This window comes from Lysinibacillus sp. YS11, assembly GCF_002896375.1.
Classification (GTDB): Bacteria; Bacillota; Bacilli; order Bacillales_A; family Planococcaceae; genus Lysinibacillus; species Lysinibacillus capsici.
On sequence record NZ_CP026007.1, the window covers coordinates 1399013 to 1422819 of the forward strand.

The following is a 23807-nucleotide window of genomic DNA, read 5'->3' on the forward strand; positions in this document are numbered from 1 at the left end:
TCATAGAGAAGGGTTGACATGCCATGATAATGGAAGGAAGACGAGCTTTTGGATTTTTACTGACAATTGTCATCATATTTGCTATCGCTCCGTTGATGGCCATTTTATTTTATACCTTTATAAAAGAGGGACATGTTGATATATCACAGTTTAGTCGAATGTTTGCACACGATAGAATATGGAAAACACTTGGGAATTCGGTGGTTTTAGGGGTTTTTGTGATTATTGGGACAACAATTATCGCATTACCTATGGCTTTCATTCGCACGAAAACAAGTTTATATCAATATGAATGGCTCGATATAGTGTTAACGATTCCATTTATGACACCTCCCTATATTGGTTCAATGGGCTGGATTTTGTTTATGCAGCACAATGGTTTTTTACAGCAGCTTATTCCAAGTGCTGCTTGGATGACAGATTCCTTCTTTTCCTTGTTTGGTATGGTAGTGATCATGAGCCTACACCTGTTTCCATTTTTGTATTTAATGCTAAAAAATACATTACTTCGCATAAATGGCTCATTTTTAGATGCAGCGCTGATTTTTGGGCGAAGCTCCTCGCAAAATTGGCTAAAGGTTGTGTTACCTCTTTTACTTTCGAGCTATGTTTTGGGAAGTCTCCTTATTTTTATTAAGACGCTTGCTGAATTTGGAACGCCAGCTACATTCGGCAGTCGGATTGGGTTTCAAGTGTTTACAACCGAAATTCATGCCTATTTATCAAGATGGCCAGTTGATATTCGCATGGCAACCTCGCTATCCTTATTCTTATTGTCTGTTTGCTTAGTCATTTGGTATTTCCAAAATCTCATTGGACGCAAATATACATATGGTGTGCTATCAGGAAAAACACCTGCTAGACGTGAGCTCAAGGACAAGTGGTATATAAAAACAGCTTCGTGGACTTTTGTAGGGCTTGTTCTATTGCTATCTATCGGCATTCCTTATTTCTCTATTATCGTGACCTCTTTGCAAAAGGTAAGAGGAGATGGGTTACAGGCAGGGAATTTCAGTTTGGCTTCTTATCAAGAGGTCTTCACTAGTGGAAGTGCAGGATTGACAGCATTTTTAAATAGCATTGTTTTTTCTATCATGACGGCCTTGATAACCGCCATAATAGGTTTATTCATCGCTCTTTATATTAAAAAGGGAGAAACCAGAAAGCAGCAAATATTAGACTTCTTTAGTTTAATGCCTAATATTATTCCGGGGATTGTCTTTGTTGTAGGTTTAATTATGTTTTGGAATGCTCCTTGGCTTCCCGCAACAATTTATAACACAAAGGCAATGGTAATAGTCACATACTGTGTACTGTTTTTACCTTATTCGGTGCAGTATATAAAGTCTTCTTTTTCACAATTGGATGCCTCTATTTTTCAATCAGCTGCTATTTTTGGACGTAGTAACATTGCGGTTTATCGTCGCATCATCCTACCACTTTTGATGCAGGGTATTTTAACAGGAATGATGATGACTTTTATTATTTCAATGCGAGAGCTTGTAGCTGGCCTTTTAATTTTGCCACCATCCGTAGAGACAGGGGCAACCTTTATCTATAGCCAATTTGAGCAAGGTAATGTAGGGGTTGGAATGGCAGTAGCTGTTATAACCGTCCTTATGACTGTTATTTTTATGTTCCTATTGGGTTGGCTGCAAAAACGAGGAGGGCAGGCCAATGCTTAGTGTTGAAATTTTAGGTGGTGTAGGCGAATATGGGCGCAATTGTTTTTATATAGAAAATCAGAGGCAGGCCATTTTATTGGATTGTGGCATTATGAAAAATACACAAAAAACGCCACCAAATATTACATTTAATCATATTGAAAAGCTAGCTGCTGTCTTTATTTCTCATTCGCATATTGATCATGTAGGGGCATTGCCAATACTACAGAACATGGGCTATACGGGACCGATACTAATGAGTCATACAACTGCTCAGCAGCTTCCACTGCTTATCCCACAAGTCAGAACTTTCTATCCAGATACGATTGGAAAATGGATAGAGGTCAATGAATATCTTGCCTTTCAATGGGGATATAGTGGGCATTTAATTGGAAGCGTGTGGTACAAAATTCGTTTTTTTGATGAAATGATTTTTTTCTCTGGTGATTATGTAGTCGATTCGTATTTATTAAAGGCGACCTTGCCAGAGGAGGATGGAACGGTTTATGATGTAGCGTTTATTGATAGTGGACATGCGGAAAAATGCATTCGAAATCTTGAGGTGTTACAGCAGATGGCTATGTATGTAAAGGCTCATCCCAATCATTCATTTATATTCCCCTCCTCTTTTCGGGCAAAACAGTCGATATTATGACGTATCTTTCCGAACATACAACTCGAGCGATTAGGGTAGATGCCAAGCTACAACCTTTATTGGGGCATTATGATGAAGAACATGAAAATATTTGGCCGAATAAAGTGATGCTTTTAGAACGACTCAAGCAAAAACTGGACAGTGACCATGTACTGTATTTTGTCTCAGAGCAGGATGAGGCTCAAGTGGAGGAGCTTGCAAAGGTTTATCCGACGGCAATTTTTGTTCATACAGGCTATTCTCGTCATGCTTCCAATCCAGCTAGCTTAAAGCATATCTCTGAGGAGTTCTTCTATAAAACACATCCAGACTATTGGGATTTAGTGGAACTGTCACAGAGACTTCGTGCACGACAAACGATCTATTTTCACAGTACACATACAAATTTAACAACAACATTTCCGAAGGAGGAATTAAAGCGTGACTAAACTAAAAAAATGGGCATTTTATCTGTGTGTCTTGGGCTTAATAGTGATTAGTATGATGGGTGTGAATACAACACAAGCGAAAGCAGCCATTGAGCCAGGCCATGAAATTAAATTCAATATTAAACCTGAGATTTTTAATGAATCAACTATTGTCCAGGCTTTTCAAGCAACTAAAAAGGATGACGTAAAAGTTTATTTTTATGATACGCTTGACCAATTGTTTCTACGTCATGACTATATACACCGCTTACGTGTATATAAGGGTAGTAATAAAATGGATATAACCTACAAAAAGCGTTTTTTAAACACACCTTTAAGTGAAGCAATGGCAGAAACAATGAATCATGGTTTTACTGGTTCTGAGTCAAATTATAAGTTTGAGCTAGATATTAAGGGAGATCATCGTACATTTACGATAAGCCGAAAGGAATCTTTGAAGACTTCTGCTGAAGTCTCTTATGATTCAGTTGCTACAAATGTTGCGAAAAAACTCATTCTTGAAAATGCGCCAAAGAAAATTGTAAATTGGAACTCCGAAGCATGGTATAAAAATACGTTGTCTCAAGTTGTCGTATATGGGCCTGCTAATGCTACGAACTATAAAGGAAGCTTTTTAGGACATGAAGCGGATATAGAGGTATGGCAGTACAAAGGCGATATTATGGTTGAACTTTCTACGAAGGTAGATGATGCGGCTCAAGCAGCTACTATAGAAAAGCAATGGTATGAGCAACTTTTATCCACTGGCTATCTAAGCGGGGATCAACGTGGTAAAACGGCATTTGTTATGGATAAATGAATAGGACGATAATGATTTCGCCTCATATAGAAATGAGGCGAAATTTTTCTTTGGCAACAGGAGATTAAAAAAGTAGGTCCATGTTTGTTCTAACTTTGATAATTTCGCTTACACTTACTATAGGACGAACTTTGGGTGATATGAGGGGGAAATAACATAGCGAAAAAAATGGGCATTGTTACACTACTACTTTTCGGTGTTTACGTGCTTTGTATGTACTGGTATATTTTCCACAGCGGTGGTGGTAAAATACCAAGTGCCTTACAAGGAACGGCGGCAGATCCAGTGATGTTTATGTCTGGCAAGGAGCTTTTTTTAAGTGGTGAATATTCAAAAATACGGAACTTTGTATTCTTTGTAGCCACACCTTTAGAATGGCTTATTTACTTCTTGATTTTACTATTGGGTGTATCTCGTTATTTCGAAAATGTGACGACCTCCCAAACGAAGTGGAAGCTATTGCAAAATGCGGGTTACTTATTCCTATTATCTTTATTGCTCTATATTGTGCTATTCCCACTTGATTATTATCGCTATCATCTAAGCAAAAGCTATGGCATCAGTACACAAGCATTTGCATCTTGGATGAAGGATGGTGTCATTGATTTTTGGGTGAATTTTGGCACTAGCTTGATTATTGTTACGGTGATTTATTGGCTCATTAAAAAGAGCGAAAAAAGATGGTGGCTCTATGCTTGGCTTTTAACTATCCCCTTTACAATCTTTGTGATGTTCATTCAGCCAGTTGTCATTGATCCTTTGTACAATGATTTTTATCCACTAAAAAATAAAGAACTGGAAACAAAGATACTTTCACTTGCTACACAGGCCAATATTCCGGCAGAGCATGTTTATGAGGTCAACATGGCAGAAAAGACAAATGCTTTAAATGCTTATGTGACAGGAATTGGGAGCAATTCGAGAATTGTGCTATGGGATACTACATTAAATAGACTAACGGACAATGAAATTTTATTTATCATGGCACATGAAATGGGACATTATGTTGAAAAGCATATTTATTTTGGCATTGCAGGCTATTTATTCTTAATGTTAATAGGGCTATGGCTAACAGCGAAAATTATGCGTCGCTTGATTTCACGATATGGACAGGTTTTAAAAATTAATAAAATCAGTAGCATTCGTTCCTATCCATTATTTTTACTCATTACTTCTATTTTACTATTTGCTTCCAATCCAGTATCCAATTTTATATCGAGATATCAAGAAACGAGAGCCGATCAATATGCTATTAACCTTATGAATGATCGAGAAGCGGCTGTAACAGCATTTCAAAAGCTAACGATTTCAGGCTTAAGTGAAGTGAACCCGCCACTCTTAGTGAAGTGGTTCCGTTATACACATCCACCGATGCTTGAGCGAATCTATAAAGTTGCGGATACAGGGGAACATAAACAAAATATGCCTTTAAAGGAAGAACAGAAGAAAAAGTAAGAGGATAGGTTTTTCAGGAGAGTAAATTGGGTAGTCTATGACAAAGATGTATCAAAAATTGGTCGTTGATTGATAGGGGATAGCATTATGCGAAATGTGATTATAATTACACTTTCTTCCATTTTAGTGGCCTTTGCCTATAATTATTTATTGATTCCCCATGAAATCTTGAGTGGTGGGTTGAGTGGTATTGCCATCATGCTTGGGATTATTACCCCTTTAAATACAGGCGTGTTAAATTTACTGCTTAACCTACCTTTACTGATTTTAGGTGTGATGAAGCTCGGCAAGCGATTTATTAGCTACACCATTCTTTCGGTGGCTGTGTTGTCAGTGAGTTTATATATTATTCCAATACACAAAGCGACACAAGAGCCAATCCTCGCGTCCTTATTTGGTGGTGTTATTGTAGGGTTTGCAATGGGCATGATTTTCCGAGCAGCTGGCTCCTCAGGGGGCTTTGATATAATTGCTATGCTACTTAGCCGGAAACGTGATTTTCCGCTCGGTACGTTAATTGCCGCTATGAATGGAATCGTAGTGGCTGCTTCTGGCTTTGTCTTTAGCTGGGATGCGGCGTTGTTAACCCTTGTGTCCATTTATGCAACTGGAAAAGTAGTGGATACAATTCATACGAGCCATATTAAATTAACGCTGATGATTATTACGAGTAAAGGGGACGAGGTCAAACAGCAACTATTAGAAAAGCTACATCGTGGAGTAACGATTATCGATGCAAAGGGAGCGTATTCAGGCGAGGGTCGGAAAGTATTAATTACTGTTATTACGCGTTACCAACTAGCTGATGTGAAAAGCACGATTAAGGAGACTGATCCAAAGTCGTTTGTGAATATTTTACAGACGACGGAAGTAATCGGAATGTTTGATCGTGGTACAACTAAATAATGCTATTCTCTACACACGTTTTAGGTTATACTTACCATAATCGAACGTGTGTTTTTATTTGAGGGGACGGGGATTGTTAAGATGGAAAAAGAAATAATTCATGCTTACTGTATACAGCTTCATGGAACAACGTATGACTATCAAGAGGAGTGGCAAGCAGATCGCTATCATATCGGTGGAAAAATGTATGCCATGCTTGGAGGAAATAGAACAGGTAAGCCTGTTCTTACATTGAAATGTGAGCCTTCTCGAGCGGAGGAATTACGAGAAGCCTATGCAAGCATTATACCTGGTTACTATATGAATAAAACCCATTGGAATTCCATTTATATGGATGCTGAGGATGTCCCGATGGATTTGGTAGAGCATCTTATCCAACATTCCTATGAGCTTGTTTTCAATAAACTAACGAAGAAAGCACAGCAGGAAATTCAATTGATTGGCAACCCTTCAAACAAGTAATGAATAGCGCATTTACCTTTTTGGCAAATGCGCTAATGACTAATTATAACCATGCTCACCATAAGGCTTTAGTGTCTCAAGCCATTTTTGCTCCAGCTTTTCGAGCTCTTTTTTTTCATCGAAATAGCCTTCTTCTTTTTTCTTTAAATACTCAACGATTTCCACCTCAAAAGCTTCTTGACCATATAAATTGTAATCTGCCTGAAGCACCTTGTTCGTATGTGTATTGGTTTTTAGCATAAATTGAAAGCCATTTAAACGCTTTAAATTATTAAAGCTCCCCACAAATAATTTGCCTGTTTGTGTATTGGTCATTGTAAAAACGCCAGCTTCAATTTTCATGTCCTTATACATTTCTTTTAACTCTTTTTTATGATCCATTTTTATTAACCTACTTTCTTATTTTTTTACCCAATAGGCACTGCCATCTGCTTTCCGGTCAAGAAAACCGTATTCAATTAAGTAACGACGTATGTGAACATAGTCTTCATACATCGGTTTAATCACTTCATTTAATTCTTTTTCAGTATAATGCTTTTCTTGGTCAAAAAGATTTGCAATTGCACGCAGCACTACAATTTTCTGTTTTTCGCGCTTTGGAAAGCGAACCAGTTCCTTGCCAACACCGTTTGGAAATAGCTTCTCTAATAATTGCTGTTCTTCCGTGAGGGTAACGTTATAGCGATCGTCGACCATAGTAGCTGTTTTATGAATAGGCACAAATGGTTCCTCCTTCTGATCTTGTTCTTTTAGTAACTCCATCATCACCATCAATGTTTTGGCTTGGCGTTCCTTTTCTTTTAAAGCAAAACGGTGATGGCGAATCGTGGTGGCACTGCCAATCTCTAATTCTTCTTTTATCTCCTGATCTGATTTTCCCTCATAAAATAAGCGTAAAATATGACTTTGATGTTCTGTTAAGCCTGTCATTTTTTTATTGAGACCGTTTAAATAATGAAAAACAGAATGGTGAGCCAATGTAATATGGTGTTGCATCATTTTCTCTGCTTCATATAATAAGCCCTCTTGAGGATAAATAATGCCTTTTTCTACTTTTTCACCGCATAGTAGGCAGGTGAAGTGTGTCGCTTGATCGATATATCCCTTTTTTAGATCATCGATAGGAGCTTGCCAAAATAATTCATTTACATCCATTGCAATCCCTCCTTGATGAAACAAACGAATTATAAATTTGTTTGTTATTTAATATTTAAAATAACAAAATGTTTGTATTAAAGCAATAAAAAACACATCGTATTCTAAACGATGTGTAAAAAGGTTGGCTCATATTTAGTTATATTTTCTCTTAAATAAGATCATAGATGCTAGAGAAAGAACTACAATTGTACAGACAATCACAATTAGACTTGTTGTGGAGCTAAGTATATGTCCATTTAGTTCATAAACAATGCCATAATTCATTTTATAATCTTCCACATAAGAAACGGGCACACCATCAAAAACATTTGCAATAGAGCTCTCCATAAATGCATTGCGTAATAATAGTGTTGTATGGCTAATTGGAAAGTACATGATTATATGTTGTGCAAAGCTTGGTAGAGCTCCAAGAGGTACATAAACACCACATAAAAATCCAAGTAATGTACCAACAATTGTGCCGAGTGTTGAGAAAGCATTTTGGGTCGAAACAAATAACGAAAGAAATAAATTAAAAACACTCGCAAGCAAGACAGATAAAAACAGTATGCTCAATACCTGAATAAAATCCCCAAAACTTAGAAGCTTACCTCCCGTTGTGACAATAAAGATTTCACAGCCAAGGAGCGCAATAAAGGAAAAAATACAGCCGATAATAAATGCATTGAGCACATAGCTCAACTGAATAGTTGCACGAGAAAGGGGAGCTGTTAAAAAGTCGGCTTGTACTTTGGATTCTTGGTCTTTAACAGCGATACCATAGGCACCAAGTGTAGTCGAAACAGCAATCATGGACAGTAAACCTGCTACTAGCCACTCATTGACCATGGTGATCAATTCAGGTGTAGCTTCTGTTAGTTGTTCAATGGCATCTACCTGCATTTTTTGGAGAAAGACAGCGTACAACACAATGACAATAATGACTGACAGTAGGGAGAAGAACACCTGTGTTTTATCCCGTCTAAATATTTTGTTATTACGCAGAACTAGACTAATTAATGCTTCCACTACGCAACCTCCTCCTCTGCCATAATATGAAGAAAGACATCATCCATTGATCCTTTAATGACTTCGAAGGAGGCGATAAGTCGCTCAGCTTTTTTTAAAAGGGGAAGTGCTTGTAAGGTAGACGTTAAACGGATGGTGTATATCCCTTGATTCTCTGTGTAGGAGATCGCATTTTCCTCAAGAAACTTCACACCCTCCTGTGCATTTTGAAAAACGAGAGCTATTGAATCATAGGCATATTTTGTTTTTAGTGCATCGGGCGTTCCCTGTGCGACAATTTTACCTTGCTTTAAGACCGTGACTTGGTGAGCGACTGACGCTTCCTCCATATAATGGGTCGTTAAAAAAACAGTCATATTGGTTTCCCGTTGTAGCTGCTTAATCGCCTGCCAAACAAATTGACGTGTTTGTGGATCTAAACCCGTTGTAGGTTCATCCAGAAATAAAATACTTGGACGATGAATCAGTGCACGAGCAATATCTGCTCGCCTTTTTTGTCCCCCTGATAATGTTCCATATTTTTCTCTTCAATATCTTCTAAATGCAAATAGGTAGAAACAAATTGATAGTTATCGGTAAGCTGTGTTTTCGATAAGCCATATGTTTTACCTCGATGGAGGATATTTTCACGTACAGTTAATCGCTCATCTAATAGACTTTGCTGGAAAACGACACCAATAGATTTACGGATATCCGCGTTATCATTGCTTGCGTCGAGTGTGAAACCATTAATAGTTACTTGACCACTCGATTTTTTTAGTAAAGTACAAAGTATTTCAATCGTTGTAGATTTACCTGCACCGTTTTCACCTAAAAAAGCGAATAGGGTGCCTTGTTCGACTGTAAAAGAAATACCTTTGACAGCTTGCTGTTCTCCATACTGTTTACATAAATTTTCAACTTTTATCGCAAACGTCATAAGTGGTTAATCCCTTCTCTTTTGAATTTCTTTATTGATTTTTTCAATATCATTTAATTGAAGAACATATAGAATACACCAAACAATCAAGTAAATAATGGCTTCCGCAATAAGTACATACCATACACCTGAATCAAACCAGCTACCAAAATAGCCTGCGGTTAGTACACATGCTGTCACCGCTACTAAATGGAGAAGAAGCTGAACTGTAAAAGGCAATTGCTCCATATCAAAAATGACGGATAGCAAACCAATGGCAATGCCAAGGATGGCCGCGATAACAATTTGCTCCAATAATTCTGTTCCTGTGGCCACCGCATTATTTGATAGGACGCTAAGTGTCACTAAGACATAAGAGGAGCTAAGGGAAATGAGTAGACCGATAATCATCATGCGTAAATACTTCATGCTATGAATCCCTCCCAATACCTAAGTGTCTCTTTAATTCTTTTAAATATTTTCGGCTGACATGAACGGCTACGTCATTTTCAAGTAATAGCTGTGTAGTGCCGATTTTGCCCATTTGAATAGAGGATATTTTATGGATATTGACGAGTGTAGACTTACTCACGCGTACAAAATCTTTGGCTAGCTGAGCCTCAAGCTCATATAATTTTCGCTTGGACTCAAACTCTTGCTCATCTGTCTGTAAAAATACTTTGGCATCCTCTGCGTAAATGGAATAAATATCGGAAATTTTTAAGAGATGAATTTCTTGTTGGTCATACCCATCTAGCATCGTAGTTTGGGATGCTTGAAGCTGTCTCATCAATCTTTCAATTTGCTCATTATATTCCTTGGCATGGATATGAACCTCAGTTTCCTCGAGCTCATGATTGATGGTTAAATGAATTTTCATAGGAGGCCTCCTTTAAAAACGCTGAATCAGGTATTACTAATGTAGCATAGAAAATTTTAGCAAGGATAAATTGTTCGATAAGAGGTTTTATTTGTTGGATAACAGGTTCTTTTTCAACGATAGCAAACAGCTCAAAAGTCGGTCCAGTAGAAAAAGCGGTTTATAAAGGTCATAATAGGCTTATCGAGTTGAAGGGGTTGCTACCATGTTTATTTTTGATAAGCATATGTTCATCACATTATGCATTGGTTTAATAGGTGCTGTAGTTTTTCAATTTTTCCATATACCGATGCCTTGGCTGTTAGGAGCGATTACAGCGGTGCTCATCGTGCAGCTATCCACCAACGTCCAATTAAAATGGCATCATTCTTTCCGCAATTTTGGTTTAGTCGTAGCAGGTTATTCTATCGGCTATGCCTTTACACCAGAAGCTGTACAGGACATCAAGCTTTTTTTAGGAAGCATGGTCGTGTTAAATATCATATTTATTTTGTTGTTTTTTGCGGTAAGTTTCCTTGTTGCCAAGCGGACAGATTTAGATTTTGCGACTGCCTTAACGTGTTGTGTTCCTGGGGGCATGTCGCAGGTTGTGGCATTTGCGGAAGAGCAACAAGAGATGGATATGGTGGTCATCACATTCTTTCAAATCCTTCGCGTTCTTTTAATCGTTGGCTTTGTTCCTTTAATGGTGGCAGGGGCAGGTGGCAATAGTTCTATGATTGATGGAACATACACATGGAACCTTGTTGGCATACTTGTGGTATGTGGTGGCGCAGGGTGGCTAGCACAAAAGCTAAAAATTCCAACAGGCTATATGCTAGGCCCAGTGTTTTTACTAATGGGCGTTAATATGGCAGGGATAGAAGTGCCAAAATTACCATTATCGCTTCTGCATATTGCCCAACTCATGCTAGGAATTTATATTGGATTATTATTAAAAAAAGAGGATTTACATTTATCGAAGAAGCATATCTTTTATGCGTTTGTTTCGGCGGGCATTTTTATTGGGGCAGCCTATGGTTTAACATTTGTGATGGCAGCGTTGTACAGCCTTGATTTTAGGACAAGCTTTTTAAGTATTGTTCCTGGTGGTCTTGATCAAATGGGGATTATTGCCGCTTCGGTCCATGCAAATGTTACGATTGTCACGGCCTTTCAGCTTTTTCGTGTACTAGTTGTCTCGATTTTTCTGGTGCCTGTGGTAAAAGTATTTGTAAGAAAAGTGAAAACATGATGGGGCTATGAATCAACCTCTCATGTTTTTCTTTGTGCGAATTTCGATCAAATAGAACTTTTGAATAATGATAAATGAACGTTAAATTTTCCCTTTCCAAATAATCCGAATAATGTTATGATAGCCATAACTACTATGAACGGAGGTGAGAAGGAATGAATAAAAACGCTACGAAAACATGTGTAAAAGTGGATACGGCTATGTATTTTGCACGTGTGATTACTTTCGATTTTGCGAACAACGGGATAGGTCTGTCCATTTTTAAGCAAAATCAAATAACAAACGTAGCGAATTAACCATTCTTTTTCACACATTTAATTGAGAAGAGGACTGCTTGTTAATGAGCAGTCTTTTTTGTGTTCTAAAGATGTTTTCGCACGTTTCATTGGAGGAAAAAACGATGCAAATGAAAGCTGAACAAATTCAAAAAATTATGGGTGGCAATATATTATTCGAGAACCTACAGCTAGAGGTAAATAGTGGTGAACATGTGGCGATTGTTGGTGTAAATGGCAGTGGAAAAACGACTTTATTACAACTGCTTGCAGGGGTAGAGATACCTGACAAGGGACGAATAATTAAAAGTAAAGAAGCGACGATTGGCTATTTACATCAGATTCCACATTATCCACTCCATGCTGTGAAAGAAGTGCTGGAGGAAGCATTTGCGGATATTTATGCAATAAAGGCAAAAATGACAGCACTTGAGCAAGAGATGCAGTCGACGGTCACGGATAAAATATTACTACAATATGGCCAATTGCAGGAGCAATTTATGCTATTAGGGGGCTATGAAGTAGATGCACAGCTAGCAATGATTGCAAATGGACTAGGTATTTCAGATATGCTAGAGCAGCCATTTAGTAGTTTAAGTGGTGGGGAAAAAACAAAGGTTATGCTTGGACAAATTTTATTGAAAAAGCCCTCTATTTTGTTATTGGATGAACCAACGAACCATCTGGATATGCAAGCTATTGAGTGGCTTGAACATTATGTGCGAAACTTTGAGGGGATTGTCATTGTCGTATCCCATGATCGTCAATTCATGAATCAAGTAGCCCAGAAGATTATTGAAATTGAGGATGGGGAGGCTTTTACGTATAACGGCCATTATGATGCCTTTATAGCACAAAAAGAAGCAAAAATTGAGCAACAGTTTGCAAATTATGAAGAGCAACAAAAGAAAATTAAAAAGATGCAAGAAACAATTAAACGATTAAAGCAGTGGGCAAATGAGGCGAATCCACCAAACGCATCCATGCATCGACGTGCAAAGAGTATGGAAAAAGCATTAGCACGTATCGAGCGAGTAAAGAAGCCCCTCACTAAAAAGAAAATGAATTTAGCTTTAACGATGGCTGAACGCAGTGGTAAAGAGGTCGTGCTTTTGCAAGCCATTGATCATGGCTTTGATAAGCCTTTATTGAAGGAAAGCAATCTAGCTATTTATTTTGGCGAAAGATTAGCGATTGTTGGGAGCAATGGTAGTGGAAAATCAACATTATTAAAAATGATATTAGGGGAAATCATTCCTAATCAGGGAGTGTGTCAGATTGGAAGTAATGTAAAATTTGGATATCTTTCCCAGCAATTTGAACATCCAAATCCTGCTATACGATTAATTGATGCCTTTCGTGAAAGTGTCGCCGTGTCAGAGGCGGAAGCTCGCCATATACTCGCACGATTTTTGTTCTATGGCTATGATGTCTTTAAAAAAGTGAAGGACTTAAGTGGTGGAGAAAAAATGCGTCTTCGTTTAGCACAATTAATGCATGAGGATATCAATGTCTTAATCTTAGATGAGCCAACGAATCATTTAGATATTGAAGCAAGAGAAGTATTGGAAGAGACACTGGAATCCTTTGAAGGCACGATTATTGGGGTGTCACATGACCGCTATTTCTTACAGAAAATTTTTACGAAAACGGCGTGGATTGAAAACCAGACTATTCAAGTTTTTGAGGGAGATTATGAGTGGGCTAGAGAAAAACGACAGGAACTTGCAATGAAAATGGTTGAAAAACAACCAGTAAATAAAACGCAGCCACCTAAAAAAGAATTACCGATTGAACAGCAAATTGAAAAATTAGAGACAAAACTACAACAACCATCGCTTGCTAAAGAACAACGGCAGAAGCTTGAACTTCAATTAGAAAATTTGTATGAAAGATGGTTAGAAGGGGGCACAGAGCATGTTTAATTTAGAACGCATTATGCAGCTTGATATAGAGTATGTGAAGAGTTTCAGTGAAGTGGAGGTTTGTAAGGAGGGGGTCTTATTTTACAATCAGGCTATCCCAACCTATTACGATGCAAATCATGCACAGATTTGGAGAAAGATTGAACAACCTGACTTATTTTTACAAGACATAAAAGATTTCTACCAATCAAAATCTCTGATCCCGCGGATTTATTTATATAATCTAGAACAAAATCAGCTATGTATAGAGGCATTAGAGACGCACGGCTTTCAATATGAGAATTTTGTTAATGAAATTCAGTACTGGGATGGTGAATATGCGATACTTCCACCTAATCCTGCCATTCAAATTGAGCGTGTAACGGATGCAAATATGGAGGAAGCATTAGCAGTAGAAATGAGCATTTCTGCATTTGGGGAGCCTTCATTAATAAAAAAGGCATTTGAGCAAACCTATCATTCTTCACATTTTACGTATTATCTACTAAGACTAGATGGGGTGGCGTGCTGCTCAGCAAATATTTTTGTGTCAGAAAATCAAGGTAGGATTGAAAGTGTTGCAACAACTGAAAGCTATCGTGGTCGCGGTTTAATCGGCTATATGCTGCAGCATATCCAACAGCAATCAGTCGAGCTGGGATTGGATGATCTTTGGATATTACCAATTAGTGAACAGGTTGCCAAAGTCTATGAGAAGGCAAATTTTAAATCGGTGGGCTCCATTGCATCGATTCATGCGTTTACTGAAGGGAAGAGCATTCAAGATATCCGCCAACAGGCTTAAATAGCTACACATAAAGATCGCCAAATTCCTGTAGTGCTTACAAGGAATTTGGCAATTTTTTAGAACTGTACTTGTCAATTTTGATTACAGGTTGTTTTAATGAAGGGATGCTTTAAAATATAATCAGCAAAAATTATTTCCTGCTCCTGTAGAACGATAGCTGCTCATTACGACATCAAATTCCTCAGGCCTCAGTTAACAGCATTGTTTTTATCCATTGTCTGATATGAATTTGCGAGATGCAACTATACACGGGTTAGTGGAGCAGGTGGAAAGGTGTTAAAGGATAAGTAGGAATAAATGAAAACTAGTAAAATCCTGAATAGTATCGACTATTCGGGATTTTTGTTTTATTGTTAATAAAGAAGGATTTTCAATTATTAAAAGTTTTTTACTTGAAAAAATGTCGTATTCGATTTATTGTCTTTAGAGATACTTGTTTAATGGACTTGGAGGATATGAAATGCACGGAATTTATATACGCTATAATGTCTCAGATGAAACCCAAGCAGCACAATGGCCCAAAAAAATGGATGCATTTGCGTATGTTCAACGAGAAAAACCACAACAAGACAATGATAACTTGCTGTCAAAAGAAGAGCTAAAAAACCATGCCATTCGCTATATTAAAAGCTTGAAAGACAATGCAAGTGTCCATTTAGTAGAGCAGCGCAACGGTGAAATTGAACATTTTGATCGACGCTACATGGAGTCATTAAAGTTAAAGGAAAGCATCGATTCCCAACTTATTAATCTAGAAGAAATACGCTTATTATTGCAATTAATGAATGTCTTGAATTTATCCCATGCTTTTGGAGAAAATGCTGGCAAGCTACTTCGTCAAATAACGCCATATGCCAAAGAGGTAGAACATCCAACATTCCAAACAACACGCGTTGAGCGCCATTTTTATTCGGAGCTAATTGAACAAATTGAAATGGTTTACGCACGAATTATGCGTCAGCACAACCCATCGACAACGGAAATGCAACAATCAGAAAAGCTCTGGACAACTGTCTGTGAGCAAGCAATAGAAAAAGTAGAAGCACGAATCGAACGTTTATCATCTATTAAGTTAAAGCATGAGAAAAATTTGCTAGAGTTTAGTCACTTAAAACAGCAAAATATCGAAGCGAAGGAACGCTTAGATCTAGCTGTCCATGAACTGGATGCCATTTTAAATGTATTAGAATCATAAGAAAAGCATGTCTCTGTCAAAATCAGAGACATGCTTTTTATGTTGTCGTCGGATAGAGGGACAAAAGTGACGGTAAGCAGTGCGAAAGTGGTGGATAGCTTCGTAAGATTGACGGATAGCTGTGCTTTACTTCGCTTTCTCCTCTGTTTGATCCCGCTTAGTTTGGCGTGAAAGGCGGATTAAATCCAATCCAAGAAGCACAACAATGATATAGAATAGAGGACTTGTGAACGATAGGCCAATTTGTGATTGACCGCCAAGTAATGTTAAAACAATCCATAATCCAACTGTATACAATGTTAATCCGATATAAGCCTTTTTTGATAATCTTTTATATCTACCCTTGTCAAAGGCTAGCTGAATGATGACAAGCCCAACTAATATAAGCAATATTATTTTTTTAGTCAGCATCGCAGCAATAGCTGTATCAGGGAAGAAATCATTAACGAATAATAACGTGAAAAATACTAGAATTATAAAATTTAAGATTGTCGAAAGCTTCATGCCATTTCTCCTTAGTTGTCAGAATACTTTTCTATTGTAACATGGTTCTAATGAAAGCAAAAAATAATACTTTAAAGAAGAGTTTGAAAAATTTTGAAACTTTTCCTGAGGTACATCCGTATAGTAGGTAATATGATGAAAAGGGGTGAGCAACTTGACGCTATTTGGCTATTCACTCGAGCAGATCTTTTTGGTGGTTTTGATTTTCGCTGGCCTTGCCACAGTATTGGTTATGTTTTTTGGTGATGCAGTCGAAGGTATTGGGGAAGGACTACCCATTTTTAATCCGAGTGTCATTCTATCTTTCATTACGTTGATGTCAGCAGCAGGTTTTATTTTAGAAAAACTAGCCTGGTTCTCTAGCGTTTGGAACATCATTGCTGCATGTATCATCGGTGCTATTTTAAGTTCCATCTTTTATTTATTTGTTCTCGTTCCGCTACGTTCCGCTGATGTTTCTTTAGCTTACACAGAGGAATCGCTAGGCGGGCAATTAGGAAGAGTTATTGTGCCAATTCCAGTAGATGGTTTTGGCGAGGTTGTTATCGAAACGACAAGTGGCATGATTTCAAAACGGGCAACGGGCTATGATAATGAAGCCATTGACTATGATGAAACCGTACTTGTTGTGGATGTGAAGGACGGAACACTTTTTGTTAGAACGTACGAGAAAAAATTTGTTTAAAGGAGAGATATGTCTATGTCAACCGATATCTTAATTGTTTTAGGAATTGTAGCATTTGTATTAATTGCCCTAGTCGGCTTATATGTGACAAAGTATCGTACGGCGGGTCCTGATGAAGCACTGATTGTGACAGGTAGCTATCTCGGCTCTAAAAATGTACATAAGGATGAGTCGGGGAATCGCATTAAAATTATTCGTGGGGGCGGTACATTTGTATTCCCTATTTTCCAACAAGCACAGCCGTTAAGCTTACTTTCTAGTAAACTAGAAGTGACAACGCCTGAGGTGTATACAGAGCAAGGTGTTCCTGTTATGGCAGATGGTACAGCCATTATTAAAATTGGCGGTTCCATTTCAGAAATTGCGACAGCAGCAGAGCAGTTTTTAGGCAAGCAAAAAGCAGAGCGCGAAGGGGAAGCACGTGAAGTATTAGAAGGTCATTTACGTTCCATTTTAGGATCTATGACGGTTGAAGAAATCTACAAAAACCGCGATAAATTCTCACAGGAAGTTCAACGTGTTGCTTCACAAGATTTAGCAAAGATGGGTCTTGTCATTGTATCCTTCACGATCAAGGATGTACGAGATAAAAATGGCTATTTAGACTCACTAGGGAAACCGAGAATCGCACAGGTAAAGCGAGATGCTGATATTGCGACAGCAGATGCAGAAAAAGAAACACGTATTAAACGTGCAGAAGCGTCTAAGGAAGCACAAAAGGCAGAACTAGAGCGTGCGACGGAAATTGCAGAAGCAGAAAAAGAAAATCAATTAAAAGTAGCTGAGTTCCGACGTGAGCAGGATATTGCCAAAGCGCGTGCTGACCAAGCGTATGAGCTTGAAACTGCTCGTGCTAAGCAGGAAGTAACGGAGCAAGAAATGCAAATTCGCATTATCGAGCGTCAAAAGCAAATTGAATTAGAAGAAAAAGAGATTTTACGTAGAGAAAAGCAATATGACTCTGAGGTTAAAAAGAAAGCAGATGCAGATCGCTATGCAGTGGAGCAAAATGCTGCAGCTGAAAAAATGCGTGAGCTTGCACAGGCTGATGCGGAAAAATATCGTATTGAATCATTAGCAAAAGCAGAGGCAGAGAAAATTCGTTTGGATGGTCTTGCCAAAGCTGATGCAGAGCGAGCACAAGGGGAGACGGAGGCTGATATCATTCGTCTACGTGGTCTGGCTGAAGCTGAAGCTAAACGTAAGATTGCCGAAGCCTTTGAATACTATGGTCAAGCAGCTGTACTGGATATGGTTGTACGCATGATGCCAGAGTATGCAAAAGAGCTAGCAAGTCCACTTGGCAATATCGATAAGATTACAGTGGTCGATACTGGTGGTGGAGAGGGAAGTGGTGCGAATAAGGTGACATCTTACGCAACCAATTTAATGTCTACACTTCAAGAAACATTAAAAGAAACTTCTGGTCTCGATGTAAAAGAGCTGATCGAGAGCTATGCTGGGAAGCACACATTGCGTCCAGAATTAGAGCAGATTGCTTTAGGACTTGAAAAAAAGCAAGCACCTGAAGAAACGAAAGAAGCGGTAGAACAATCCTAACAAAAACGACCTGATGATCTCATCAGGTCGTTTTTTTATAGTTGTTGCTGCCATTCACTTACAAGCATGCCATAAATAACGTGATTTACATAATGATCGTAGAGCCATTCTGCAGCTCGAATGGTTCCTTCTTGCATGAATCCAAGACGTTCTGGGATTGCGCGACTTTTGTGATTGGCTTCAGCAACACGAATTTCAACTTTATGAAGCTTCAATGTTTCAAAGGCATATTGCAATAAAGCTTTTACCGTTTTCGTCATGATGCCATGTCCTTGTGCTCCTTCGCTCAACCAATAGCCAATAGTGCCGATTTTATTGCTCGGGTTAATCGCGTTAAAGCCTGCAATGCCAACAATTTCATTTTTAAAGAGAATGACTAGGGAGAGGCTACTGTTCGCTTCATGGCCCTTAATACAGCCCTCAATATAGGCTTTTGTATCCGCCAGTTCTTTTGTGAAATCTAGCCATGGTAGCCATTCTTTCAGATATTCCCTCGAGGCATCCGTTAATGCAAAAACCTTCTCTGCATCTTCAGGTGCGATCATCCGTAAAGCTAAATCTTGGTTTATGGTAATTTGCATTATTGTTCACCTCATTATTATTTTAACGCATTGTGCATAAAGCCTTTCATTTCTCGGCTAAGTAAAGTTAATTCTTCTATAATTTCGCTGAAATCCTGTACGAGCTGTGCTTGCTCATTTGTTGCATCATTGATTTGTCCCATATTTTGCTTTAGATTATCTAGATTTCTATTGATATTCCGTAATGATGATTCTATATTTTCGGTAGCACTAGACGTCTCAAAGGACAGTTTTCGAACTTCCTGTGCCACAATATTAAAGCCAGCGCCGTGCTGTCCAGCACGTGCAGCCTCGATGGATGCGTTTAAACCTAGTAAATTAGTTTGGCGAGATATACTTTTAATTAAATCTGTCACGGCATTTGTTTTTTCAGAGTCCTCTAGGGCATGCTGTGCCTGCTTATTAATTTCCTCACTAGTGGCTGCTAATTCCTCAGAATGGGAAGCGATTGTATGTACTTTATCCTGTAGACTGTTGACGATCTTATCCATCGTAGCCATATAATCTTCAAGTTTGAGCTCATTATCTATTGGTAAGCCAAAAGCTAATGCACCTACTACTTGACCATTTTCACGAATGGGGAATGAAAAAGCATTGATTGCTACACCGTAAACATCCTCTGGTATCACCACATCTGCATTTTGTCCATTAAAGGCGATGAAAACATTTTGGTCATTGGCGTTAACTTTTTGTCCATCATGGTAGCCGGAATCCACACGTTTACCTGCTAAGTATTTAACGACTGTTTCATTTTCCTTTTCAACAACAGCTACAATGGCTTCTTGTTTTAGTGCTAGATGAATATAAGGTGTTGCGAGGGCTAAAGCTTCAATAATTTTCATAAAAATTCCTCCAAGTCTCGTCAATGAAAATGGTTGTGTCATCTGTCTTCATTGTGACAATGGTTCTAGATGATTACTTTTACTGTAGCACAATATTTGCCAAGTCAAAATAGCTATTTATTTTTTATTAAAAGACGTTTATATAAATTTGATATGCTTTTATTTGTCAATTATTTTTTGTGATTCATAGGTGGAAAAGTAGGTTTTTTTGTCTAAAATTTGACAAGGAGACGTGTGTTTTGCGAAATATTGTATTAGAATAATAGTAGCATGTGGAAGAAGTTAAGGAGAGAGTTTCATGGACTATATACAAAAGGGTACGAGGGCGTTTCATAAAGCGAATTGGGCCTTATTTTTAGCAGGCTTTATTACGTTTGCTAACCTATATGTAACGCAGCCATTACTACCAACATTTTCAGAAGCATTTCACGTCTCACCAGCTGTAGCAAGTTTATCTCTTTCAGTAACTACCTTTGCATTAGCGGTGAGTTTAATAATTGTCAGTTCGTTATCAGAAGCATGGGGAAGAAAATCATTGATGACGATTTCTATTTTTGCAGCTTCTGTCCTGACACTAGCTCTTGCATTTTCACCTAACTTTGAAACAATTTTAGTTTTACGTGTTGTACAAGGCATCGTTTTTGCAGGTTTACCAGCAATCGCTATGGCTTATTTGGGAGAAGAGATGGAACCAGCAAGCTTAGGGGTTGCCATGGGCTTATATATTAGCGGTAATTCAGTAGGGGGACTTAGTGGACGAGTTATTATTGGTACCTTAACGGACCATTATAACTGGCATACAGGCATGATGGTACTAGGAGGAATCAGCCTACTAGTTAGTTTATTGTTTGTCTGGATGTTACCAAGCTCCAAACATTTCAGTGCGCGACCTTTACAATTAAAAGCATTGACCAAAACCCTACTGCAACATTTAAGAGATCCTTCTATGCTGTGTCTTTATGGGATGGGGTTTCTTTTAATGGGAAGCTTTGTCACACTTTATAATTATATTGGCTTTAAACTAATGGCACCTCCCTATAATTTAAGTGCCACAATTGTAGGATGGATATTTGTCATTTATTTAGTTGGGACATTTAGCTCGGCATGGTTTGGCAGTTTAGCCGATCGTTATGGTCGCCAACGAATGCTCTTACTGGCCATTGCCATTATGTTAGCTGGAGCTATAGTAACGCTCAATGGGCTACTTACTTTAAAGATTATAGGGATAACCGTTTTTACCTTTGGCTTTTTTGCAGCTCATTCAATCGCAAGTGGCTGGGTGAGCAAACGAGCTTCCCACGATAAAGCACAAGCATCTTCTCTCTATTTATTTTTCTATTATTTTGGTTCAAGTGTTGGAGGAACAGTAGGAGGCGTTTTTTGGATGAAATATGGGTGGATGGGTGTTATAGTGATGATTGCTCTGTTTTTATTCATTGCTTGTGTCCTATCATTTTTATTAAAAAGATTCATTGTTAGACAACGTATCACAACATGATGTGAGGTGTCATTTTGCAGGAATTACTTTTCTATTTTTTCATTATCCTAGCGGCTTCTATTTTACAAACCAGTACAGGTTTTGGTTTTTCCGTTATGGCTACGCCTTTTTTACTGTTGCTTTTTACACCACAAGAGGCGATGCAAATAAATATAATACTGTCCCTTGTTATTTCGTTTTCTCTCATATGGAAGGTGAGACATGATATTGATGTAGCGTTGCTTAAAAAGGTGATGATCGGTAGTGTTGCAGGTGCTCCTTTTGGTAGTATACTATTTGCCATAGTCGATGTGACGACATTTAAGCTGCTCATCGCTATCCTTCTTATAGGGCTTACGATTCTATTGATTAGAAATTTCTCTATTCAACAAACAAGGAGTAGAGATTATGGCGTTGGTTTTATATCAGGTATGTTCACAACAAGTATTGGGATGGCTGGACCACCACTGTTGCTCTATTTTGCGAGCACACATAGAAATAAAGAAACCATTAGAGCTGTTTCACTAGCCTACTATATATTTATCTATCTAATTAGCTTACTTTCTCAAGTCATTTTTGCGGGTACAAGTAAAATGGTTTGGATGTATAGTATGTATGCTTTGCCAATTGTTTTCTTAGGACTTATTTTTGGACAAATGCTATTTACTCGATTAAATCAAAAATTGTTTAAAATCTTAATTTATTTTCTATTAGTAGCAGCAGGCTTAATTTTGTTGATCCAAAGTTTATGGACAATGCTATAAACGACAAAAAGAAGTATGGAAGGATAATACATCCTCCCATACTTCTTTATTGTTAACCCATAATATTGTAGCCAGCGTCGATGTAGATCGTCTCACCAGTCACACCACGTGATAGGTGAGATAGCATAACAATCGTCATATCTGCTACTTCGTCTTGTTGAACATTACGTTTTAAAGGAGCTGTTTCTTCAATTTTGTGTAAAATTGTGTTAAAAGAAGGAACACCTTTTGCAGCGAGTGTACGAATAGCACCAGCTGAGATAGCATTGACGCGAATATTATCTTGGCCAATATCAGCAGCAAGATAGCGCATAGAAGCCTCTAATGCAGCTTTTGCAACGCCCATCACATTGTAGCCATCAAGTACTCGTTCTGCACCTAAGTAACTCATTGTAACGATAGAGCCACCCTCTGTCATGTATGGATGAGCTGCTTTTGCAGTGGAAATAAGTGAATAGGCACTTGTATCTTGTGCGAATGCATAGCCTTCTCGAGTTGTTTCAAGGAAGCGGTTGTGTAAATCTTCTGCATGCGCAAAAGCCACTGAATGTACAATCCCATGAATAACACCAACCTTTGAGCCGATTTCTTCAAAAGCTGCTTTTGTGCTGTCGTCACTATTCACATCACATTGAACAACAAGAGAATCGGATTGTCCGATATTTTCTAATTGTTTTTGTAATTTTTTTAATGAACGTTCTTGACGATACGTGAAGATGACATTTGCACCAACGTCAAATAAACGTTTAGCAATGCCCCAAGCAATACTGCGATCATTTGCTACGCCCATGACAACAATGTTCTTATCTTTTAATTGTAATAAATTATCCATCATTATGAAGAACTCCTTTGTGAGATAATATCTGTTATTAGTACCAACTACTAAAATCTTATCATACATAAAATAACGTTGCAATAACAAGATGAAAAGAGAAGTAGTTTAGAGAGCAAAAAAAATTCATCTCTTTACAGTAGAGACGAATTAAAAGGTGTGCTAATTTATTTTGTTACATAATGATCATACATATCTACTGCTCGATTAACGGCACTACTGACAGTGATTCTAAAGCAATTTTGTGACCGAATGACCTGTGCCAATATTTTGATTGCTCTTGTTTGATTTTTATGGAATAAAGCATTGTCTGTTTGAAAATCATCGTCTAAAAAGGCAAGATAATAAGGTATTCGATTTTGTGGTTTTAACAAATCAGATTCTGCACTTTTTTCAAGTGTATCGTACACCCATAAATCGATGGCATTTCCTAAGTGGAAGGCCGCAAAATACTGAAAATCATCATTCTCACATTCTTTTACTTTTTGAATTATTTGAATTTTTTGGAGCTCATCTAATAAGAATGTATTGATGGAATAATAGATGGCTTTAGAAGGATTTAGAATGAGCTCATCGGTCTGCTGCGATTTTAAGAAAACCCAGTTATTTAACACGTTTGCCCATGCGTCCACATTATTCAAACATTTCGCACAAACATCTGGAAATATTGATTGCCACTTTGCAGCAAGATTTTTAAATCTATTCATATGGTCTTGATCAATATAAAATAAACTATGCTCAACTTGTAACTGCTCAAACATTCACATTCCTCCAATAGATTGGTATGTATAGCAATGGACCATATGCCTATTATCTTGATGCAAAAGATAGCC

Annotated in this window: 26 protein-coding genes and 1 pseudogene; 16 read left to right on the forward strand and 11 right to left on the reverse strand. The window is 38.0% G+C overall.

What is annotated here, in order from left to right; all coding sequences use genetic code 11:
- The first annotated feature begins 23 nt into the window (after window positions 1-23).
- The 7 genes from LBYS11_RS06610 to LBYS11_RS06635 all read left to right on the forward strand — a co-directional run bounded on the left by LBYS11_RS06610 (window position 24) and on the right by LBYS11_RS06635 (window position 6369).
- Entirely contained in the window at window positions 24-1685 is a 1662-nt protein-coding gene (locus LBYS11_RS06610) for an ABC transporter permease (RefSeq protein WP_103117700.1), read from the forward strand.
- Entirely contained in the window at window positions 1678-2319 is a 642-nt protein-coding gene (locus LBYS11_RS23505; protein WP_233732522.1) for an MBL fold metallo-hydrolase, read from the forward strand. The genes LBYS11_RS06610 and LBYS11_RS23505 overlap by 8 nt, the downstream gene beginning before the upstream one ends.
- Window positions 2316-2747, forward strand: coding sequence for a hypothetical protein (locus LBYS11_RS23510; protein ID WP_233732525.1), 432 nt, complete (start codon window positions 2316-2318; stop codon window positions 2745-2747). Before LBYS11_RS23505 ends, LBYS11_RS23510 begins: the two co-directional genes overlap by 4 nt.
- Window positions 2740-3546: a hypothetical protein gene (locus LBYS11_RS06620; RefSeq protein WP_103117701.1), complete on the forward strand. Its 807-nt coding sequence runs from the start codon at window positions 2740-2742 to the stop codon at window positions 3544-3546. Before LBYS11_RS23510 ends, LBYS11_RS06620 begins: the two co-directional genes overlap by 8 nt.
- A 156-nt stretch (window positions 3547-3702) precedes the next feature.
- Window positions 3703-5001: a M48 family metallopeptidase gene (locus LBYS11_RS06625; RefSeq protein ID WP_048389701.1), complete on the forward strand. Its 1299-nt coding sequence runs from the start codon at window positions 3703-3705 to the stop codon at window positions 4999-5001.
- Between the two features lie 87 nt (window positions 5002-5088).
- Window positions 5089-5907 (forward strand): YitT family protein, encoded by an 819-nt coding sequence (locus LBYS11_RS06630; protein ID WP_004232517.1) that lies wholly within the window; start codon window positions 5089-5091, stop codon window positions 5905-5907.
- 81 nt (window positions 5908-5988) lie between these two features.
- On the forward strand, window positions 5989-6369 hold the full coding sequence (locus tag LBYS11_RS06635; protein ID WP_103117703.1) for an MmcQ/YjbR family DNA-binding protein: 381 nt from the start codon (window positions 5989-5991) through the stop codon (window positions 6367-6369).
- A 39-nt stretch (window positions 6370-6408) separates the two neighbouring features.
- On the opposite strand, the gene LBYS11_RS06640 is transcribed toward LBYS11_RS06635, so the two are convergent.
- The 6 genes and pseudogenes from LBYS11_RS06640 to LBYS11_RS06665 form a co-directional block, all read right to left on the reverse strand.
- Window positions 6409-6750, reverse strand: a complete 342-nt coding sequence (locus LBYS11_RS06640) for a GIY-YIG nuclease family protein (RefSeq protein WP_103117704.1) — start codon at window positions 6748-6750, stop codon at window positions 6409-6411.
- An 18-nt stretch (window positions 6751-6768) separates the two neighbouring features.
- On the reverse strand, window positions 6769-7524 hold the full coding sequence (locus tag LBYS11_RS06645) for a DUF2087 domain-containing protein (RefSeq protein ID WP_048389708.1): 756 nt from the start codon (window positions 7522-7524) through the stop codon (window positions 6769-6771).
- Window positions 7525-7659: 135 nt separating this feature from the next.
- Window positions 7660-8535 (reverse strand): ABC transporter permease, encoded by an 876-nt coding sequence (locus tag LBYS11_RS06650; protein WP_066037596.1) that lies wholly within the window; start codon window positions 8533-8535, stop codon window positions 7660-7662.
- Window positions 8535-9454 (reverse strand): annotated as a pseudogene (locus tag LBYS11_RS06655) (ATP-binding cassette domain-containing protein). Before LBYS11_RS06655 ends, LBYS11_RS06650 begins: the two are co-directional and overlap by 1 nt.
- Before the next feature lie 6 nt (window positions 9455-9460).
- Window positions 9461-9862 (reverse strand): DUF3021 domain-containing protein, encoded by a 402-nt coding sequence (locus LBYS11_RS06660; protein ID WP_103117705.1) that lies wholly within the window; start codon window positions 9860-9862, stop codon window positions 9461-9463.
- Between the two features lies 1 nt (window position 9863).
- On the reverse strand, window positions 9864-10313 hold the full coding sequence (locus tag LBYS11_RS06665; protein ID WP_103117706.1) for a LytTR family DNA-binding domain-containing protein: 450 nt from the start codon (window positions 10311-10313) through the stop codon (window positions 9864-9866).
- Between the two features lie 205 nt (window positions 10314-10518).
- On the opposite strand from LBYS11_RS06665, the gene LBYS11_RS06670 reads away from it, so the two are divergent.
- The 5 genes from LBYS11_RS06670 to LBYS11_RS06685 all read left to right on the forward strand — a co-directional run bounded on the left by LBYS11_RS06670 (window position 10519) and on the right by LBYS11_RS06685 (window position 15729).
- On the forward strand, window positions 10519-11547 hold the full coding sequence (locus LBYS11_RS06670) for an AbrB family transcriptional regulator (protein ID WP_048389717.1): 1029 nt from the start codon (window positions 10519-10521) through the stop codon (window positions 11545-11547).
- Between the two features lie 155 nt (window positions 11548-11702).
- On the forward strand, window positions 11703-11843 hold the full coding sequence (locus LBYS11_RS23195) for an RAxF-45 family protein (protein ID WP_004232534.1): 141 nt from the start codon (window positions 11703-11705) through the stop codon (window positions 11841-11843).
- A 104-nt stretch (window positions 11844-11947) separates the two neighbouring features.
- Entirely contained in the window at window positions 11948-13747 is a 1800-nt protein-coding gene (gene abc-f, locus LBYS11_RS06675; RefSeq protein ID WP_103117707.1) for a ribosomal protection-like ABC-F family protein, read from the forward strand.
- Window positions 13740-14531: a GNAT family N-acetyltransferase gene (locus LBYS11_RS06680; protein ID WP_103117708.1), complete on the forward strand. Its 792-nt coding sequence runs from the start codon at window positions 13740-13742 to the stop codon at window positions 14529-14531. The genes abc-f and LBYS11_RS06680 overlap by 8 nt, the downstream gene beginning before the upstream one ends.
- 463 nt (window positions 14532-14994) lie before the next feature.
- Window positions 14995-15729 (forward strand): hypothetical protein, encoded by a 735-nt coding sequence (locus tag LBYS11_RS06685; protein WP_048389726.1) that lies wholly within the window; start codon window positions 14995-14997, stop codon window positions 15727-15729.
- Between the two features lie 126 nt (window positions 15730-15855).
- Here the strand turns inward: LBYS11_RS06685 and LBYS11_RS06690 are convergent, their stop codons facing one another.
- Entirely contained in the window at window positions 15856-16233 is a 378-nt protein-coding gene (locus LBYS11_RS06690) for a hypothetical protein (RefSeq protein ID WP_066037601.1), read from the reverse strand.
- A gap of 154 nt (window positions 16234-16387) precedes the next feature.
- Here LBYS11_RS06690 and LBYS11_RS06695 point away from each other — a divergent pair, with 154 nt between their 5' ends.
- Both LBYS11_RS06695 and LBYS11_RS06700 read left to right on the forward strand, forming a co-directional pair.
- A complete protein-coding gene (locus tag LBYS11_RS06695) occupies window positions 16388-16918 on the forward strand; it encodes an NfeD family membrane protein (RefSeq protein WP_004232545.1) in 531 nt (176 codons plus the stop codon).
- Window positions 16919-16933: 15 nt separating this feature from the next.
- The gene (locus tag LBYS11_RS06700) at window positions 16934-18478 is read left to right on the forward strand and encodes a flotillin lipid rafts scaffold protein FloT (RefSeq protein ID WP_004232547.1); all 1545 of its coding nucleotides are present in this window, start codon (window positions 16934-16936) and stop codon (window positions 18476-18478) included.
- A gap of 35 nt (window positions 18479-18513) precedes the next feature.
- Here LBYS11_RS06700 and LBYS11_RS06705 read toward each other — a convergent pair whose 3' ends face one another.
- Both LBYS11_RS06705 and LBYS11_RS06710 read right to left on the reverse strand, forming a co-directional pair.
- Window positions 18514-19059 carry a GNAT family N-acetyltransferase gene (locus tag LBYS11_RS06705; RefSeq protein ID WP_103117709.1) on the reverse strand — a complete coding sequence of 182 codons (546 nt, stop codon included), beginning with the start codon at window positions 19057-19059 and terminating at the stop codon, window positions 18514-18516.
- A 17-nt stretch (window positions 19060-19076) separates the two neighbouring features.
- The gene (locus LBYS11_RS06710; protein ID WP_048389774.1) at window positions 19077-19901 is read right to left on the reverse strand and encodes a methyl-accepting chemotaxis protein; all 825 of its coding nucleotides are present in this window, start codon (window positions 19899-19901) and stop codon (window positions 19077-19079) included.
- Window positions 19902-20199: 298 nt separating this feature from the next.
- Here LBYS11_RS06710 and LBYS11_RS06715 point away from each other — a divergent pair, with 298 nt between their 5' ends.
- Together LBYS11_RS06715 and LBYS11_RS06720 are read left to right on the forward strand one after the other, a co-directional pair.
- The gene (locus tag LBYS11_RS06715; protein WP_048389775.1) at window positions 20200-21399 is read left to right on the forward strand and encodes an MFS transporter; all 1200 of its coding nucleotides are present in this window, start codon (window positions 20200-20202) and stop codon (window positions 21397-21399) included.
- A 14-nt stretch (window positions 21400-21413) separates the two neighbouring features.
- Window positions 21414-22142 carry a sulfite exporter TauE/SafE family protein gene (locus LBYS11_RS06720; RefSeq protein WP_103117710.1) on the forward strand — a complete coding sequence of 243 codons (729 nt, stop codon included), beginning with the start codon at window positions 21414-21416 and terminating at the stop codon, window positions 22140-22142.
- Between the two features lie 52 nt (window positions 22143-22194).
- Here the strand turns inward: LBYS11_RS06720 and LBYS11_RS06725 are convergent, their stop codons facing one another.
- Complete coding sequence (locus LBYS11_RS06725) at window positions 22195-22977, reverse strand: enoyl-ACP reductase FabI (RefSeq protein WP_004232559.1); 783 nt, start codon at window positions 22975-22977, stop codon at window positions 22195-22197.
- A gap of 164 nt (window positions 22978-23141) precedes the next feature.
- On the reverse strand, window positions 23142-23735 hold the full coding sequence (locus LBYS11_RS06730) for a hypothetical protein (protein WP_103117711.1): 594 nt from the start codon (window positions 23733-23735) through the stop codon (window positions 23142-23144).
- Window positions 23736-23807: the final 72 nt, after the last annotated feature.

What these genes read in the sequence shown, in the direction of transcription:
- LBYS11_RS06610 (WP_103117700.1), top strand. Translation starts at nt 24, where the DNA reads ATGATAATGGAAGGAAGACGAGCTTTTGGATTTTTACTGACAATTGTC.
- LBYS11_RS23505 (WP_233732522.1), top strand. Translation starts at nt 1,678, where the DNA reads ATGCTTAGTGTTGAAATTTTAGGTGGTGTAGGCGAATATGGGCGCAAT.
- LBYS11_RS23510 (WP_233732525.1), top strand. Translation starts at nt 2,316, where the DNA reads ATGACGTATCTTTCCGAACATACAACTCGAGCGATTAGGGTAGATGCC.
- LBYS11_RS06630 (WP_004232517.1), top strand. Translation starts at nt 5,089, where the DNA reads ATGCGAAATGTGATTATAATTACACTTTCTTCCATTTTAGTGGCCTTT.
- LBYS11_RS06635 (WP_103117703.1), top strand. Translation starts at nt 5,989, where the DNA reads ATGGAAAAAGAAATAATTCATGCTTACTGTATACAGCTTCATGGAACA.
- LBYS11_RS06640 (WP_103117704.1), bottom strand. Translation starts at nt 6,750, where the DNA reads ATGGATCATAAAAAAGAGTTAAAAGAAATGTATAAGGACATGAAAATT.
- LBYS11_RS06645 (WP_048389708.1), bottom strand. Translation starts at nt 7,524, where the DNA reads ATGGATGTAAATGAATTATTTTGGCAAGCTCCTATCGATGATCTAAAA.
- LBYS11_RS06660 (WP_103117705.1), bottom strand. Translation starts at nt 9,862, where the DNA reads ATGAAGTATTTACGCATGATGATTATCGGTCTACTCATTTCCCTTAGC.
- LBYS11_RS06665 (WP_103117706.1), bottom strand. Translation starts at nt 10,313, where the DNA reads ATGAAAATTCATTTAACCATCAATCATGAGCTCGAGGAAACTGAGGTT.
- LBYS11_RS06670 (WP_048389717.1), top strand. Translation starts at nt 10,519, where the DNA reads ATGTTTATTTTTGATAAGCATATGTTCATCACATTATGCATTGGTTTA.
- LBYS11_RS23195 (WP_004232534.1), top strand. Translation starts at nt 11,703, where the DNA reads ATGAATAAAAACGCTACGAAAACATGTGTAAAAGTGGATACGGCTATG.
- abc-f (WP_103117707.1), top strand. Translation starts at nt 11,948, where the DNA reads ATGCAAATGAAAGCTGAACAAATTCAAAAAATTATGGGTGGCAATATA.
- LBYS11_RS06680 (WP_103117708.1), top strand. Translation starts at nt 13,740, where the DNA reads ATGTTTAATTTAGAACGCATTATGCAGCTTGATATAGAGTATGTGAAG.
- LBYS11_RS06685 (WP_048389726.1), top strand. Translation starts at nt 14,995, where the DNA reads ATGCACGGAATTTATATACGCTATAATGTCTCAGATGAAACCCAAGCA.
- LBYS11_RS06690 (WP_066037601.1), bottom strand. Translation starts at nt 16,233, where the DNA reads ATGAAGCTTTCGACAATCTTAAATTTTATAATTCTAGTATTTTTCACG.
- LBYS11_RS06700 (WP_004232547.1), top strand. Translation starts at nt 16,934, where the DNA reads ATGTCAACCGATATCTTAATTGTTTTAGGAATTGTAGCATTTGTATTA.
- LBYS11_RS06705 (WP_103117709.1), bottom strand. Translation starts at nt 19,059, where the DNA reads ATGCAAATTACCATAAACCAAGATTTAGCTTTACGGATGATCGCACCT.
- LBYS11_RS06710 (WP_048389774.1), bottom strand. Translation starts at nt 19,901, where the DNA reads ATGAAAATTATTGAAGCTTTAGCCCTCGCAACACCTTATATTCATCTA.
- LBYS11_RS06715 (WP_048389775.1), top strand. Translation starts at nt 20,200, where the DNA reads ATGGACTATATACAAAAGGGTACGAGGGCGTTTCATAAAGCGAATTGG.
- LBYS11_RS06725 (WP_004232559.1), bottom strand. Translation starts at nt 22,977, where the DNA reads ATGATGGATAATTTATTACAATTAAAAGATAAGAACATTGTTGTCATG.
- LBYS11_RS06730 (WP_103117711.1), bottom strand. Translation starts at nt 23,735, where the DNA reads ATGTTTGAGCAGTTACAAGTTGAGCATAGTTTATTTTATATTGATCAA.